Origin of the sequence: Chitinimonas sp. (genome assembly GCF_041904975.1) — a bacterium.
Taxonomy (GTDB): Bacteria; Pseudomonadota; Gammaproteobacteria; order Burkholderiales; family Chitinimonadaceae; genus Chitinimonas.
Window position 1 is genome coordinate 1 of record NZ_JAYRLZ010000027.1, and the last position, 15,626, is coordinate 15,626.

Here is a 15,626-nt window from a genome sequence, read left to right on the forward strand (position 1 = left end):
CGACTGGCAAAAGGGACGCGTCTATCTACCACAGGACGAATTGGCCCGGATGGGCGTCACCGAAGCGCAGATTGCCGCAGGCCGGCTCGACGACAACTGGCGGGCATTGATGCATTACCAGCTGGATCGCACGCGTCGCATCCTGCTGGCCGGCGCGCCTTTGGGGCGGCAGCTGCCGGGCCGTTTGGGCGTAGAAATCCGTCTCACCGTGCTGGGCGGCGCTGCCATTCTCAAAAAACTGGAAGCGAGCGGCTTCGATGTATTCGGGCAACGCCCCACGCTAGGTAAACGCGATTGGCCGCGCCTGCTTTATGGCGCGCTGTTTCCGTCTCGGGCCCGCTATTGAGCCACCGTATGGCGCGGTGAAGCCGAGAAGCGCGATCAGAAAGGTGGTACGACCTGACTTAACTCAGCACCTTGATGATTTCCAGGCCGATCTCGTAGCACTTTTCCGCCTCCAGCTCGTGGCAGCGGCGTACCCTGGCGTGCACCTTCATGGGTGCGGGCTGACGACCGCCGGTGCCGGGCGGCATCAGGGTCACTTCAAGTTCTTCATCCGGGCGCGGCACAAAATTGCTGTGCAAAGTCAGGCCACCTACAGCCAGGTCTTTGCAGGTGCCGTAAAAGGCGGGACCGATATCGGCACTGCGAATGCGCGCCGGGCAGTCAACTGGAACCCGGCGAGCAGTGCGCTGGTCCCGATTCATGTGCAGTTTCCCTTGCGGCGATTAGGCATGACACGCGATAAGTAGTCAGATTCGGGGTTCAGCATAATGTAATGCTACTTTTCGGGCCAGCACCCGTTCATCCAGCACGCTTGCTGGCAAGGAAGGTGCGATGTATATGTTTGCATTAGAACAATTGCATACAGACAGGAAAGCATCATGTCCACCCTCGGCTCAGTACGTCAGCTCAGCACCGACCTTTCGCTCACCCTGCAACAAGGCACCAAGATCGTCATGCGCGATATGCAACAAACCGTCGATCGGCTGGATCGCAAAAAAGACGCGGTGGCGCGCTCCGGTGTAGAGCGCCTGCAAGATGCCAACCGGATCGCCGAACAACTAAGCGTGCAGCAAGCCAAAATAGACACATACGCCTGAGGCGGGCGCGGCGCCTTGCTCACCGCTCAGCCGGCAAGGCCGCGCGCAAGGTCGCGCTTGATATCCTCGATATGCTCCAACCCCACCGATACCCGGATCAGATTGTCGTTCAGGCCGGCAGCAGCCTTCGCCTCCGGGCTGAGCCGCCCATGCGAGGTGGTGTAGGGATGGGTGATGGTGCTCTTGCTATCACCCAGATTCGCGGTGATCGACAATAGCCGGGTCGAGTCGATCACCCGCCACGCCGCTTCCCGCCCGCCCTTTACTTCAAAACTGACCACCCCACCAAAACCCGATTGCTGGCGCTTGGCAAGTTCATGCTGCGGATGGGTTTCAAGGCCGGCGTAGTAAACGCGCTCCACCGCAGGATGCGTATCGAGCCAGCGCGCCAGCTGCATGGCATTGTCGCAATGGGCACGCATGCGCAGGCCCAGCGTCTCCAGGCCCTTGAGCAGCACCCAGGCATTGAACGGGCTCAGGCTGGGCCCGGCTGTGCGCAAGAACAGGTAGACAGGTTCAACCAAAGCCTTGCTGCCAGCCACAGCCCCACCCAGCACACGCCCCTGACCATCGATGTACTTGGTGGCTGAATGCACCACGATATCGGCGCCGAGTTTGAGCGGCTGCTGCAGGATGGGCGTGCAAAAACAATTATCGACCGCCAGGATGGCGCCATGGCGATGGGCAATATCGGCAATGGCGCTGATATCGGCCAGTTCGGTCAAGGGGTTGGACGGCGTTTCCAGGTAAAACAACTTGGTTTCCGGCCGCACCGCCGCTTCCCAGGCGGCATTATCGGACGGCGACACAAAGCTTACGGTAAGGCCGAACTTCGACAGATAGTTGCTGAACAGCAAGATGGTGGCGCCAAACAGGCCATTGGACGCCACGATATGATCCCCGGCGCGCAAATGGCCCATGCACAGGCACAGGATGGCCGACATGCCGCTAGCCGTTGCCACCGCCATTTCGGCGCCTTCCAGCGCTGCCAGCCGATCCTGGAACATCGACACAGTGGGGTTGCCGAAGCGCGAATAGGTATAGCCCGGTTCCAGCCCCTGGAAACGCACTTCGGCCTGGGCGGCGCTATCGGTAATGAAACTCGACGTCAGGTACAGGGCCTCGCCATGCTCGCCGAATTCGCTGCGCATCTGGCCGGCGCGCACCGCCAGCGTATCGGGGTGGTATTGGCTGTCGTCTTGCATGGCGTAAGTCCCTTTGGTTTGCCGAGTTGCTGCTTTTATCACGAATGATGCTAAACGGAGAATCCGATATTGCCCTATTGGCGCGGGTCAAACAAATATCAGGCGCAGGCCGAATAGCACAAACACCGCACCCAGCAAGCGATTCACCCATAGCGCAATATGCGGCAGATCCTGCAAATGCAGGGCAATGCGGCGCGCACCGAGAATCAGGCCGCTCTGATAGCTGCAGTTGATGGCGATGAAAACACAACCGAGCAAGGCAAACGCGCCGATCGATGCACCGGGCCGCACAAATTGGGGAAAGAAAGCCATAAAGAACAGGATCGCCTTGGGGTTGAGCAAGGTGACCAGCAAGCTGCGATAGAAAGCACCGCCTTGCGCTGGCGCATCGAGCGACAGGCCATGTTCTTTCGATAGCAGAGCGCCACCGCCCAGCCAGATCAGATAAGCGCCGCCCAGATAGCGCAACACGAGAAAGGCGGCCGGATTGCTGGCCAACAAGGTGGCGGCGCCCACTGCGGCCGCCGCCATCAAGAGTGCATCGCCGGCGCTGGTGCCGCACAATGCAGCAAAGCCGGCGCGGCGCGACGCACTGGCTGCGCCAAGAATCGCCAAGGTGCCCGGCCCCGGCGACAGGACCAGCAACACCGAGGCGAGCAAAAATGCAGGGAAATCGACGATATCGTGCATGGCAAAAACTCCTGGAACAATCAGGCCATCTTATCCGGCAGCGGCTGGCGTCAGCCGTCGATAATCAGGAAAATCAGCCTTTCCACCAGAAGTTTTAAAGCGAAACAGACCATGAGCAAAAAACCTCTCGACAGCAAGGACTGGCGCTTGCTTGCAGCGCTGCAGGCAGATGCGCGGGCGCCGCTGAAAACCCTTGCGGCCGATATCGGACTTTCGCTAGCCGCCACCGCCGAGCGCATCAAGCGGCTGGAAGCCGATGGGGTGATTACCGGCTACCACACTGATATCGATCTACAAGCCGCCGGCTACCCGATCATGGCCCTGGTGGCCATTACCAGCGCGCAGCCGCATAAAGAGCAGCTGCTGAACACCCTGGGCCGGATGACCGAGGTGCTGGAATGCCACCATGTTACCGGCGCCGATTCCTACATGATCACCATGGTGGCGAAAAGCATTGCGCATCTGGAGCAGCTGGTCGGCAGCATCAATGCCTATGGCGAGACCCGTTCGTCCATCGTCATGTCATCACCGATTCCGCGCCGCGCGCCGCGAGCGGCGGCAGAATAGGACTGCTCGCCGCACCGGTTTTGCCGGAACATGCGCCTAGACCAGCATGCCGCGCAAAGCTGCTATGGCGGCGCTGACCGACGCGAAGATCTGCGCGGGCCCGGCGTCGCCATACATATAGGCTGGCGCAGTAATAAAGCGGTTGAGCGGATCGACACATGCCTCGGTCAGCGGCGTGACAATATGCTGCTGCCCCCAGGCATTGATCGCCTCGCTCAATGGCTCGCCGCCTGCACCCACGGTAAGGCGCGCACCGGCAATGCCGGCCGTGCGCGCAGCCAGCGCCAGTACCAAGGGCGCCGCGCAAATTGCCACTAGTGGTTTTTTGGCCTGGATAAATGCCAACACCGCCGCCTCGACATCGGCGTACAGCGTTGCCTGTTGCCCCTGTTCGGCAAAATTGCATAGATTCTTCGCAGCACCAAAGCCGCCCGGCATAAGCAATGCGTCATAGCGGCCCGCATCCAGCCCGGTCAGATCGGCAATCCGGCCGCGGGCAATGCGGGCAGACTCGGCAAGGATGTTTCGCGCGTCTGCCTGCGGCTGGATACTTAAATGGTCGACCACATGCATGTGTGAACGGTTCGGCGCAAAGCAGTCGTAGCTGATACCGGCCTGATCAAGCGCGATCAGGGTTGCGACCGACTCGGTGATTTCGGCGCCATCGAGGTATCCGCAACCCGATAGCAGAACGGCAACGTGGGGCATTGTCCTCTCCTTGCAGTGGGAATCAGGCTTTGCGATCAATGATCACATAGTGTTTTTTCATCGGCTCGATCACTTCGAAAATCCCTTTGAAACCGGCCGGGATGATCAAGGATTCGCCTACGCCGGCCTCATGGCGCCGGCCTGCTTCGTCGATCAGGCAGCAGCGTCCTTCGGTGACATGGAAGAATTCATCTTCGGTTGCGCCCATCTCGATGCGCCAGCTGCCCACTTCGCAAGCCCATACGCCGGAAGACACCTCGCCGCTGGCATTGGTGAAATGGTTCCAGGTAGTCCGTTTGGGCGCACCTTGCAGACGACGCGCTTCACGTGGGTAATCGTATTCGGCCACCGTGGCCTGACTGGAAAACAGCAAGATGCCGGACATGGACGCCTCCTTGAAAACGCGCATTATGCGCAAGGCGCCGCGCCAGCTCCAGATCAGCGTGGCAGCAGCTTGAACCGCACCGGCGCACAAGCGGGTTCCTGCGGCTGGCGCTCAACCTTATCCGGCCGCGGATGCTTGCCGTGTTGCACATCGTGCAAGCGACCGGTAAACGCCACTTCATAGCTGCCCGGCTGCACGAATTGATAGGCCAGTTTCAGATCGACCTCGCCATAGAGGCGCTCACCGGGTTTGAGCTGACGGTACTGGCGTGCAAGGGGCGCCGCACGCTTTACCATCGGACCATGGTAGTCCAGCTCGCCCGCCGGCCCCTTGATACTCAGATAGTGATTACGCAAGCCCTCCAGCGGCGTATTCCAGTCCAGCACCCACAGCGGGTGTTTGCCCGGGTTGCGCAATTCAAAACCAAGCAGCAAGGGCACATCCATTGCTGCCTCACTGGCGATGGAAAGCTTGCATTCGATCGGGACCGGCTCTGCCATGGCACTGCCTGCCACCGCTAAAAAAAAGCCGGCCGCAAGCGGCCGGAGAAATGACTTCACTATCATTGCTTTGGGAGCCCTTTACTGCTGAGACGGGTTGTTCTCGGCAAAGTATTCATGGTTGTCGGCATTCTGAATTGCCTGGGATGGGTTGGATTTCGCCAGACTCTTGGCATCGTCCTGACCATAGGCATAGTCATCGGTTCCACCGTTGATAGTGAAATGCGAGGACTCGTGCACCAGCGTGCCGCCCTTGGAGTCGGTTCCGGTCATCGGGGCAGTCCAGAATGCCGGGCACAGGTAGTACTTGTAGGGTTGATCCGGATACACCTTGGCAAACACGCCAGAATCATTGCAGCTGCAATCAAATACCAGCGGTTTGGACGTCAAGGTGGTTTTGATCTTGCTGTAGTGCGACTTCACCGTGCTCCAGTTGCTGCTGGAGTATTTACCGAACCAAGTCTTGTAGCGCGCGGTACCCGGCGTGGCGGTGCCAGCAAAGTAATTGACCGCATCACTGGCGTAATTGCTGCCGGCAGTAACCGCCGCATTGATCGACGATTTGCGGCTGGTAGAGCAGCCCTCATAGCTGATGCTGGACGCTACAGCTTGCTCGAGCAGGCCATTGAGGAACAGGTTGCTTTGCGCCTTTTCCAGCAAGGCATTGCTGCGGCCTTCGACAAACAGCGTGGCATCGGCCGACTGCAATGGTTCGTTCAGTGAGGCGAGCTGGGCAAGTTCGGTTTCGAGCTTGCGGTTTTTGTCAAGCAGCACCCGCTGCGCGTCCATCTTGTAGCGGATGGTGTAGTTGCCGCTACGGCTCATGTCATACACATCCGACAGCCTCACCACCGTAGCCAACGACCGGCCTGGCGCGATTTCCAGCAAGTCTTCCGCCGTCGGGCTGCGGCGCTTGTACAGGGGGCCGACATAGCGCACCGGCTTGCCATCGCGGCTTATTTCAAACAACGGATCGCGCAATTCCTTGCCAGGCAGGTTCCATTTGTACACATACAGAGTTTCGCGGCCGGTATTGCGATACTGCAATGCGACTTCGACATCCTGCGCGGCGCTTGCTACCGAGCGGGTTGGTACCACGCTGACTGACAACTCATGAGCGTAAGCATTGGCGGCCAGGATGGCCGCCGCTGCCACTATTGCAATATTGCGGTAGTGCATGCTTGCTCCTTTAAATTCACGAGGCCTTTGTACTGACTTTTTTGGTGAGCCCGCTGCCGGGCTAGCGCATTGTCATTGCGCAATGCGTTGAGGCCATCGTCAAACTTGCCGCAGCAATTGGCAATAGTGACATTGAAAAATGCGCGCACTAGGGAAAACCCGTATCTAATATGCAACACTTTGTTACAGTGCAGGCAAAAAAGCATTGCGACCACATTACATTGAACTGGCTCTATTCAGCTATTCGCTACATTCAGCAATCGCCACAAGGTCGTCCGGCTAATTCCCAGCTCGGCTGCCGCGCGACGCCTATCCCCGCCGCAACGTTGCAATACCTGCGCCGCATGGGCCCTACGGTCAAGCGCCGCTTGCTGCACCAGCGGCAAACTCGGCGCATCGCCGCGCAATTCTGGCGCCAGGCGGTACACAACGGCCGTGCTGAGCTGTTGCCGGGCGCGCAGGAACACCGCCAGGCGCTCCACCAGGCTCTGTAGTTCGCGTACATTGCCAGGCCAGCCATAACCAGCGGCAGCCGCCAGCAAGGGCGTCACCAACTGCTCAGGCGGCACCGTACACGCAAGCCGGGCCAGCGCTTCGCGCGCCAGCTGGCCGGCTAGCAGGGCCACATCGCCCGGGCGTTCGCGCAAGGGCGGCAAGGCCAGAGTGAGTATCGCCAGGCGAAAATACAGATCAGTGCGGAATTGGCCAGTATCCGCCATCTGCTTCAAGGGCATATGGCTGGCCGCAATCACCCGCACATCAACCGGCACCGGCTCTGCGGCGCCAAGCCGCAATACCTCCTTTTCCTGCAGTACGCGCAGCAAACGGGTTTGCAAGGCCAGTGGCATATCACCCACCTCGTCGAGAAACAGGGTGCCGCGATCAGCCAACTCGATCAGCCCGTTTTTTCCACCACGGCGCGAACCGGTAAACGCGCCCTCTTCATAACCAAACAGCTCGGACTCGAGCAGGTTCTCTGGAAACGCCGCGCAGTTGAGCGCCACAAACGGCCCGTTGGCACGATGCGACGCCAGATGGATGCCCTGGGCAAACAGCTCCTTGCCGGTACCCGATTCGCCCTGAATCAACACCGCCGAATCGGTACCGGCATACAGCATCGCCATGTCCAACGCCTCGCGCAGCATGGGCGCCTCGCCGACAATATCGCCAAGACGGTAGCGTGCGCGAAACGCATGCTTGCCGGCCTCGGCGCGCAGCTTGCGCTCGGCATGCTCGATGGCGGCAGATTCCTGCAGGGTCAGCACCGCCCCTACCTGGGTACCACTCTCGAACAGCGGCAGATGCTGGCTGACCAGGCGACGCCCGGCCATGCTCAGCACCATATCGCGACGTGCCTTGCCGGATTTGAGCACTTGCGCCAAGGACAAGTCTGGCGCCAAGTCGGACAGCACCTTGCCGACAGCACGCGCCGCCGTGGTACCCAGCAAGCTGCTCAGCGCCGGATTGATCGCCTGTATCCGCTCCTCGGCATCGACCACCACCACGCCTTCAGCCAGGCTTTCCAGCATGCGATCGAGCCGCTCGCGCTTCGCTTCTTCCTGCTGCGCTACCCGCACCAGCTCCAGCGCAGCATCGAAGGCGGCCAACACCGCCTCGGGCGAATAAACCAGTACCGCGTTCAAGCCATATTGGCTAGCCAGATGCACGATCTGGCTGGAGCCAACCACCACCGGCCGCGCCGCTTGCGCCAGGGCGTCGAGGTGGCGGCGCGCATCGGCATCGCTGTCATAGATCAGTGGCGTCAGTTCCAGATTCAGCACGCCGCGCAAGGGCTCGACCAATTCGGCCAGCTTTTGCCGCGCCAGCAGGGCCACACGTGGGCTTTGCCTTCGCGCCAGCACCAGAGCGCGCAAGATATCGTCGCCGCCGACACGGATGGCCGCGACCGGCACGGACAGCCGGCTACGCAGCAGTGCAGCGCCCTGCCCGGCCGCCACCACTGCATCGAGCTGGCCGGCTTGCTGCCATTCACGCAATGGCGGCAATGCCTCTTCGGCGCTACACGCCAGCAATTGCACCTCGGCACGAGCAGCCAGCAGCGCGATTTGCCCCTGCACCAGATCAGCCAGTCCGCGCGATGCAACCGCGGCGATACGTGGCAAGCGTTTGTGTTTCACGTTTCATTCCCGATGAAACAATGGTTCACAACTGTAACACGGCACCTTGTTTTTCAGGCGCATGACGGCCAAGGCATCCACCACACTCCTCGCATTCCTGTTTGTAATCAACGCCCTAGCAATCCGCTTTCCCTTGCGGCCCGAGTCTTGCGACAATCGCGCCACTTGTCGCAACCTTCAGGAGACTTCCCATGGCCCACCCTTCCGCTGGCGCACGCTTTCGCGCCGCCGTCGCTGCCGAAAAACCGCTGCAGATCGTCGGCGCCATCAACGCCTATGCGGCCCTGTTGGCCGAGCACAGCGGCCATAAGGCGCTGTATGTATCGGGCGGCGGTGTGGCAGCCAGCTCCTGTGGCATTCCCGACCTTGGCATCACCACCCTGGAAGATGTGCTGATCGATGTGCGCCGCATTACCGATCGCACCCAGCTGCCGGTGCTGGTGGACATCGATACCGGCTGGGGCGGCGCTTTCAATATTGCCCGCACCGTGCGCGAAATGATCCGTGCCGGCGCTGGCGCCGTACATATCGAAGACCAGGTACTGGCCAAGCGCTGCGGCCATCGCCCCGGCAAGGCCATCGTATCGGCCGAGGAAATGGTCGATCGGGTCAAGGCTGCCGTCGATGCCAAGACCGATAGCGACTTCGTGATCATGGCCCGTACCGATGCGCTGGCCGTGGAAGGCCTGCAAGCCGCCATCGACCGCGCCTGCCGCTGCGTGGAAGCCGGCGCCGACATGATCTTCCCCGAAGCCATGGAAAGCCTGGACATGTACCAGGCCTTTGTCGATGCAGTGAAGGTACCGGTGCTGGCCAATATCACCGAATTCGGCAAGACGCCGCTGTTCACCCGCGAAGAGCTGGGCAGCGTGGGGGTGAGCATGATGCTCTATCCACTTTCGGCCTTCCGCGCCGGCGCCAAGGCGCAGTTGAATGTGTATGAGCATATTGCCCGCGAAGGTACACAGCAGAGCGTAGTCGACACCATGCAGACCCGCATGGAGCTGTACGACCACCTGGGCTACCACGTGTACGAACAGAAGCTCGACGCACTGTTCGCGGCCGGCAAGTAAGGTCGTTCGAGTTCTTCGCGCAAAACCTTAAAACCCAGAATCTTGAACCACAGAGAACACGGAGGACACAAGGGGCACAGAGGCTTAACCGAGAAAACCCAGGCGATCGTTCAGTTTTTCTCTGTGCCCCCTCTGTGCGCCCTGTGCCCGCTGTGGTTCAAGGTTTGCCTTTCTGCATAGGGGTCAATACACATGCCGTTTGAACTACGTGGTGAGCGCGTCATCTTGCGTGATTGGCGCGATAGCGATCTGCCGGCCTGGGTGGCGATGAATGCCGACCCCAAGGTGAGGCAACACTTCATGTCCACTGCCAGCGAAGAACAAGCCAGCGGTGAGATGCGCCGACTGCAGGCCCATGCTGCCGAGCACGGCTTTACCTTCTGGGCGCTTGAAATACCGGGGCTAACACCCTTCGCTGGCGCGGTCGGCATGATCCGCACGCCGTTTGAAGCGCACTTCACCCCCTGCGTGGAGATCGGCTGGCGGCTGGCAACCGACTGGCACGGCAAGGGTTATGCGCGCGAGGCCGCCGAGCTGGCGTTGCAATACGGCTTCGAACAGCTTGGATTTGATGAAGTCGTCGCGCTGACCGTGCCGGTCAATACCAGCTCCTGGGGCTTGATGGAACGCTTGGGCATGCGCCGCGATCCGGCAGACGACTTCGATCACCCGCGCGTGCCCGAAGGTCACCCGCTACGCCGCCACGTGCTGTATCGCCTGAAAAAGGACTGGCGCTGATGCGTTACTGGATCGGCGTCGTGTCGCGTGAGCACGTCATGCGTGGCGTGGACGGCGGCTTCTGCCAGGTCTGCCATGGCAAGCAGGCGCCGCTGAAGCGCATGGCGCCGGGCGACTGGATGATCTACTACTCGCCCAACGAAAAGATGGGCGAGAGCGGCGGTTGCCAGCGTTTCACCGCCATTGGCATGGTCGAGGAAGGCAATGCCTACCCGTTCCAGATGAGCCCGGAATTTGTGCCTTACCGGCGTGATATTGCCTGGCGACCCTGCCGCGAAGTCGCCATCCGCCCCCTGATCGAGCGCCTGGGTTTTATCCGCGACAAGCAGCGCTGGGGCTATGCCTTCCGCTTTGGTCACCTCGAGATCAGCCGCGAAGATTTTGAATTGATTGCCAGCGCCATGCTCGACGACGTGCCCACCGAGCAGCCGCTGGAGGCCAAGGCAGGCAGTACGCTGCCCTTGTTTTGATCGCAGCACGCAATACACACCCCTCGCCCGCAGGCGGGAGAGGGGTTGGGATGAGGGAAGTTCTACGTAGAGCCGCCCTCACCCGGCCCCATGGGCCACCCTCTCCCGCCCGCGGGAGAGGGCAGAATCGACATAGCAATCACGGCGGGCTCGACCCGCTCTAACGGAGACCCATGAGATGACTAACGAAACCACCCTGCCCAAGCCCAAGAAATCAGTTGCCCTCTCTGGCGTTGCCGCCGGCAACACCGCCCTGTGTACCGTTGGCCGCACCGGCAACGACTTGCACTATCGCGGCTATGACATTCTGGACGTGGCCGATGCCTGCGAATTCGAAGAAATCGCCCATCTGCTGGTGCACGGCAAGCTGCCAAACAAGGCCGAGCTGGCCGGTTACAAGCAAAAGCTCAAGGCCCTGCGCGGCATTCCGGCCAATGTGAAGGCGGTGCTGGAAGCGCTGCCCGCCAGCGCCCACCCGATGGACGTGATGCGCTCGGCGGTATCGGCCCTGGGCTGCAATCTGCCGGAAAAGGACGACCACAATATCGCCGGCGCCCGCGATATCGCCGACAAGCTGATGGCCTCGCTCGGCTCGATGCTGCTGTACTGGTATCACTTCAGCCACAACGGCAAGCGCATCGACGTGGAAACCGACGACGACAGCATCGGCGGCCACTTCCTGCACCTGTTGCACGGCACCGCGCCACGCGATAGCTGGGTGCGCGCCATGCACACCTCGCTGATCTTGTACGCTGAGCACGAATTCAACGCCTCCACCTTTACCGCCCGCGTCATCGCCGGCACCGGCTCGGACATGCACAGCGCCATCACCGGCGCCATCGGCGCCCTGCGCGGCCCCAAACACGGCGGCGCCAATGAGGTGGCGTTCGAAATCCAGAAGCGCTACGACAGCCCGGACGAAGCCGAAACCGACATCCGCGCCCGCGTCGAGCGCAAGGAAGTGGTGATCGGCTTCGGCCACCCGGTTTACACGGTGAGCGACCCGCGCAATGTGGTGATCAAGCGCGTGGCCAAGTCGCTGTCGGATGAAGCGCAGAACACCAAGATGTACGACATCGCCGAGCGCCTGGAAGCCACCATGTGGGAAATCAAGAAGATGTTCCCCAACCTCGACTGGTTCTCGGCTGTGTCCTACCACATGATGGGCGTACCCACCGCCATGTTCACCCCGCTGTTCGTCATAGCTCGCACCAGCGGCTGGAGCGCCCATGTGATCGAACAACGCATCGACGGCAAGATCATCCGCCCGAGCGCCAATTACACTGGCCCGGAAGACTTGAAGTTCGTGCCGATAGCGCAGCGCTAAACGCTTAACTTCTGTAGACACAGAGGGCACGGAGAACACAGAGCACACATAGAGAAGTCAAGGCATTCGTAGGTCGGAATTTATTCCGACATCGGCACCCGGGTAGCGGAGTGTGTCGGAATAAATTCCGGCCTACGGGCATTGCAAACCATCTCTCCCGCTTTTGCTTTTCTCTGTGTGCTCTGTGTTCTCCCTGCCCTCTGTGTCTACAGATTTTGGTTTTGATTTTCAGATGCCCGAAAAGGACGCATCCATGAACACCGAATTCCGTAAACCCCTGCCCGGCACCGCCCTGGACTACTTCGACGCCCGCGAAGCCGTCGAAGCGCTCCAGCCCGGCGCCTGGGCCAAGTTGCCCTATACCGCCCGCGTCCACGCCGAGAACATCGTGCGCAAGGCCGATGCGGCCATCATCAACGACTGCCTGATCCAGCTGATCGAGCGTAAACGCGAGCGCGACTTCCCCTGGTTCCCGGCCCGCGTGGTGTGCCACGACATTCTCGGCCAGACCGCCCTGGTCGACCTCGCCGGCCTGCGCGATGCCATTGCCGACCAGGGGGGCGACGCCGCCAAGGTCAACCCGGTGGTGCCGGTGCAGTTGATTGTCGACCACTCGCTGGCGGTGGAATGCGGCGGCTTCGACCCCGATGCCTTCGCCAAGAACCGCGCCATTGAAGACCGCCGCAATGAAGACCGCTTCCACTTCATCGAATGGACCAAGACGGCGTTTGACAATGTGGACGTGATCCCGGCCGGCAACGGCATCATGCACCAGATCAATCTGGAGAAAATGTCGCCGGTTATCCATGCCGATAACGGCCTGGCCTACCCCGACACCTGCGTCGGCACCGACTCGCACACCCCGCACGTGGATGCGCTAGGCGTCATCGCCGTCGGCGTGGGTGGTCTGGAAGCCGAGAACGTGATGCTGGGCCGCGCCTCGTGGATGCGCCTGCCCGATATCGTCGGCGTCGAACTCACCGGTCGCCGCCAGAGTGGCATCACCGCCACCGATATGGTGCTGGCGCTGACCGAGTTCCTGCGCCAGCAGAAGGTAGTGGGCGCCTATCTGGAGTTCTTTGGTGACGGCGCTGCCAGCCTCACCATTGGCGATCGGGCCACCATTTCCAATATGGCCCCGGAATACGGCGCCACCGCCGCCATGTTCGCCATCGACGGCCAGACTCTCGACTACCTGCGCCTCACTGGCCGCAGCGACGAGCAAGTGAAGCTGGTCGAAACCTATGCCAAGCAAGCCGGCCTGTGGGCCGACAGCCTGGCGAGCGCCGAATACGAGCGGGTGCTGAAGTTTGACCTCTCCACCGTCGTGCGCAATATGGCCGGCCCGAGCAACCCGCACAAGCGCCTGCCAACCAGTGCCTTGGCCGAACGCGGCATTGCCGTCGATCTGGACAAGGCCCGCGCCCAGGAAGCGGAAGGCCTGATGCCCGATGGCGCCGTCGTCATCGCCGCCATCACCAGCTGCACCAACACCTCCAACCCGCGCAATGTGATCGCCGCCGGCCTGTTGGCGCGCAACGCCCGCAAGCTGGGCCTCACGCGCAAGCCCTGGGTCAAGTCCTCGCTGGCACCTGGCTCCAAGGTGGTTGAGCTCTACCTGAAGGAAGCCGGCCTGTTGAGCGACCTGGAAGCGCTCGGCTTTGGCATCGTCGCTTTTGCCTGCACCACCTGTAACGGCATGTCGGGCGCGCTCGACCCAGCCATCCAGCAAGAGATCATAGCCCGCGACCTGTATGCCACTGCCGTGCTGAGCGGCAACCGCAACTTCGACGGCCGCATCCACCCCTACGCCAAGCAGGCTTTCCTCGCATCGCCGCCGCTGGTGGTGGCCTATGCCATCGCCGGTACCGTGCGCTTCGATATCGAGCAAGACGTGTTGGGCGTGGTCGAGGGTAAGGAAATCCGCCTGAAGGATATCTGGCCCAGCGATGAAGAGATCGACGCCCTGGTCGCCCGCGCGGTGAAGCCGGCCCAGTTCAACCAGATTTATGTGCCGATGTTCGAAAAGCGCGCGGCCGAAAAAGCCGCTTCGCCGCTGTACGCTTGGCGCCCGCAATCGACCTATATCCGCCGCCCACCGTACTGGGAAGGCGCATTGGCTGGCGAACGCACGCTAAAAGGCATGCGCCCGCTGGCGCTCTTGCCCGACAACATCACCACCGACCATCTGTCGCCATCCAACGCCATTTTGCTGAACAGCGCGGCGGGCGAGTATCTGGCCAAGATGGGCCTGCCGGAAGAGGACTTCAACTCCTACGCCACCCACCGCGGCGACCACCTCACCGCCCAGCGCGCCACCTTCGCCAACCCGCAACTGGTGAACGAAATGGCCGTGGTCGATGGCGTGGTGAAAAAAGGTTCACTGGCCCGCGTTGAGCCAGACGGTAAGGTAATGCGCATGTGGGAAGCGATCGAAACCTATATGGAGCGCAAGCAGCCGCTGATCATCATCGCCGGTGCTGACTACGGCCAGGGCAGCTCGCGCGACTGGGCCGCCAAGGGCGTGCGCTTGGCAGGCGTCGAAGCCATCGTTGCCGAAGGCTTCGAGCGCATCCACCGCACCAACCTGATCGGCATGGGCGTGCTGCCACTGGAGTTCAAGCCCGGCACCAACCGCATCACCCTGGGTCTGGATGGCAGCGAAACCTACGACGTGATCGGCGAGCGCCAGCCACGCACTAATTTAACGCTGGTGATCCACCGCAAGAGCGGCGAAACCGTGCAAGTGCCGGTGACCTGCCGCCTCGATAGCGATGAAGAAGTGTCGGTGTATGAGGCCGGGGGCGTGCTGCAGCGCTTTGCGCAGGACTTTTTGGAGGCGTCGAAGGCTTGAGGGCACTGAGAGAGTTTGGTGACAACGTCGCCCCTCTCCCCCAACCCCTCTCCCGCAAGGGGAGAGGGGAGTCAATCCGGTCAGCCGCTGAGGCTCGAGTGCTCATCCACCACGATTCGCCAACGAAGGTAGCATCAACAGCTGGAAAAACTTGATTGAGCCCTCCCCCCCTCGCGGGGGAGTGCTTGGGAAGAGGGGGGGGATGGACTCACGCAGCTTTGCCAAGACCCTGAGGCAAAACATGACCGACGCCGAGCAATTGCTCTGGCGCCATCTGCGCGCCCATCGCCTGCTCGACCAGAAATTTCGCCGCCAGCAACCCATCGGCCCCTACATTGTCGACTTCGTCCACTTCGTCCACTTCGGCGCGAGGCTGATTGTTGAAGCCGATGGCGGACAGCACAATGGCAGCGGCACCGATGCGGTTCGTGACGCATGGCTAACGGAGCAAGGCTTCACCATTTTGCGTTTCTGGAACAACGAGATTTTGCAGAACACGGATGGGGTGTTGACGACCATTTTGACTGCCATCACCCCCTCTCCCCCGGCTCCCCTCCCGTAAGGAGCGAGGGGAAATAGCGCGTACAAACCAAACCAGCAGCAAGCGCCGTCGTCACAAATGCCAGCCGATCACAAGCTTGCCTCTTCAAGCCCCTCTCCCCTCGCGGGAGAGGGGTTGGGGAGAGGGG

17 protein-coding genes are annotated in these 15,626 nt (G+C 61.2%); 9 read left to right on the plus strand and 8 right to left on the minus strand.

Annotation, left to right across the window (positions count from 1 at the left end; all coding sequences use genetic code 11):
• Nucleotides 1-346: phytoene/squalene synthase family protein (locus ACE3OH_RS04450; RefSeq protein ID WP_374348992.1), on the plus strand; the 346-nt coding region annotated here is incomplete at its 5' end.
• A gap of 58 nt (nucleotides 347-404) precedes the next feature.
• Here ACE3OH_RS04450 and ACE3OH_RS04455 read toward each other — a convergent pair.
• A complete protein-coding gene (locus ACE3OH_RS04455; RefSeq protein ID WP_374348994.1) occupies nucleotides 405-707 on the minus strand; it encodes a PilZ domain-containing protein in 303 nt (100 codons plus the stop codon).
• Between the two features lie 177 nt (nucleotides 708-884).
• On the opposite strand from ACE3OH_RS04455, the gene ACE3OH_RS04460 reads away from it, so the two are divergent.
• Nucleotides 885-1,103, plus strand: a complete 219-nt coding sequence (locus tag ACE3OH_RS04460; RefSeq protein ID WP_374348996.1) for a hypothetical protein — start codon at nucleotides 885-887, stop codon at nucleotides 1,101-1,103.
• Nucleotides 1,104-1,129: 26 nt separating this feature from the next.
• On the opposite strand, the gene ACE3OH_RS04465 is transcribed toward ACE3OH_RS04460, so the two are convergent.
• Nucleotides 1,130-2,308: an O-succinylhomoserine sulfhydrylase gene (locus ACE3OH_RS04465; RefSeq protein WP_374348999.1), complete on the minus strand. Its 1,179-nt coding sequence runs from the start codon at nucleotides 2,306-2,308 to the stop codon at nucleotides 1,130-1,132.
• A gap of 87 nt (nucleotides 2,309-2,395) precedes the next feature.
• Entirely contained in the window at nucleotides 2,396-2,998 is a 603-nt protein-coding gene (locus tag ACE3OH_RS04470) for a LysE family translocator (protein WP_374349003.1), read from the minus strand.
• Nucleotides 2,999-3,109: 111 nt separating this feature from the next.
• Here ACE3OH_RS04470 and ACE3OH_RS04475 point away from each other — a divergent pair, with 111 nt between their 5' ends.
• Nucleotides 3,110-3,565 (plus strand): Lrp/AsnC family transcriptional regulator, encoded by a 456-nt coding sequence (locus tag ACE3OH_RS04475; protein WP_374349006.1) that lies wholly within the window; start codon nucleotides 3,110-3,112, stop codon nucleotides 3,563-3,565.
• A 36-nt stretch (nucleotides 3,566-3,601) separates the two neighbouring features.
• On the opposite strand, the gene elbB is transcribed toward ACE3OH_RS04475, so the two are convergent.
• The 5 genes from elbB to prpR form a co-directional block, all read right to left on the minus strand.
• The gene (elbB, locus tag ACE3OH_RS04480; protein ID WP_374349009.1) at nucleotides 3,602-4,273 is read right to left on the minus strand and encodes an isoprenoid biosynthesis glyoxalase ElbB; all 672 of its coding nucleotides are present in this window, start codon (nucleotides 4,271-4,273) and stop codon (nucleotides 3,602-3,604) included.
• A gap of 22 nt (nucleotides 4,274-4,295) precedes the next feature.
• Nucleotides 4,296-4,658, minus strand: coding sequence for a cupin domain-containing protein (locus tag ACE3OH_RS04485; protein ID WP_374349010.1), 363 nt, complete (start codon nucleotides 4,656-4,658; stop codon nucleotides 4,296-4,298).
• Between the two features lie 53 nt (nucleotides 4,659-4,711).
• A complete protein-coding gene (locus ACE3OH_RS04490; protein ID WP_374349012.1) occupies nucleotides 4,712-5,158 on the minus strand; it encodes a hypothetical protein in 447 nt (148 codons plus the stop codon).
• Nucleotides 5,159-5,239: 81 nt separating this feature from the next.
• Nucleotides 5,240-6,337 carry a M35 family metallo-endopeptidase gene (locus ACE3OH_RS04495; protein ID WP_374349013.1) on the minus strand — a complete coding sequence of 366 codons (1,098 nt, stop codon included), beginning with the start codon at nucleotides 6,335-6,337 and terminating at the stop codon, nucleotides 5,240-5,242.
• A 236-nt stretch (nucleotides 6,338-6,573) separates the two neighbouring features.
• Nucleotides 6,574-8,475: a propionate catabolism operon regulatory protein PrpR gene (prpR, locus tag ACE3OH_RS04500; protein WP_374349015.1), complete on the minus strand. Its 1,902-nt coding sequence runs from the start codon at nucleotides 8,473-8,475 to the stop codon at nucleotides 6,574-6,576.
• A gap of 191 nt (nucleotides 8,476-8,666) precedes the next feature.
• Between prpR and prpB the strand changes: the two genes are divergently transcribed.
• From prpB to ACE3OH_RS04530, 6 genes are all read left to right on the plus strand, one after another.
• Nucleotides 8,667-9,548: a methylisocitrate lyase gene (gene prpB / locus ACE3OH_RS04505; protein ID WP_374349017.1), complete on the plus strand. Its 882-nt coding sequence runs from the start codon at nucleotides 8,667-8,669 to the stop codon at nucleotides 9,546-9,548.
• Nucleotides 9,549-9,740: 192 nt separating this feature from the next.
• On the plus strand, nucleotides 9,741-10,286 hold the full coding sequence (locus ACE3OH_RS04510; protein WP_374349018.1) for a GNAT family N-acetyltransferase: 546 nt from the start codon (nucleotides 9,741-9,743) through the stop codon (nucleotides 10,284-10,286).
• Nucleotides 10,286-10,756: an EVE domain-containing protein gene (locus ACE3OH_RS04515; RefSeq protein WP_374349020.1), complete on the plus strand. Its 471-nt coding sequence runs from the start codon at nucleotides 10,286-10,288 to the stop codon at nucleotides 10,754-10,756. Before ACE3OH_RS04510 ends, ACE3OH_RS04515 begins: the two co-directional genes overlap by 1 nt.
• A gap of 178 nt (nucleotides 10,757-10,934) precedes the next feature.
• On the plus strand, nucleotides 10,935-12,083 hold the full coding sequence (gene prpC / locus ACE3OH_RS04520; RefSeq protein ID WP_374349022.1) for a 2-methylcitrate synthase: 1,149 nt from the start codon (nucleotides 10,935-10,937) through the stop codon (nucleotides 12,081-12,083).
• A 253-nt stretch (nucleotides 12,084-12,336) separates the two neighbouring features.
• On the plus strand, nucleotides 12,337-14,937 hold the full coding sequence (gene acnD / locus ACE3OH_RS04525) for a Fe/S-dependent 2-methylisocitrate dehydratase AcnD (protein WP_374349023.1): 2,601 nt from the start codon (nucleotides 12,337-12,339) through the stop codon (nucleotides 14,935-14,937).
• Between the two features lie 202 nt (nucleotides 14,938-15,139).
• Entirely contained in the window at nucleotides 15,140-15,499 is a 360-nt protein-coding gene (locus ACE3OH_RS04530; protein ID WP_374349025.1) for an endonuclease domain-containing protein, read from the plus strand.
• Nucleotides 15,500-15,626 lie beyond the last annotated feature (127 nt).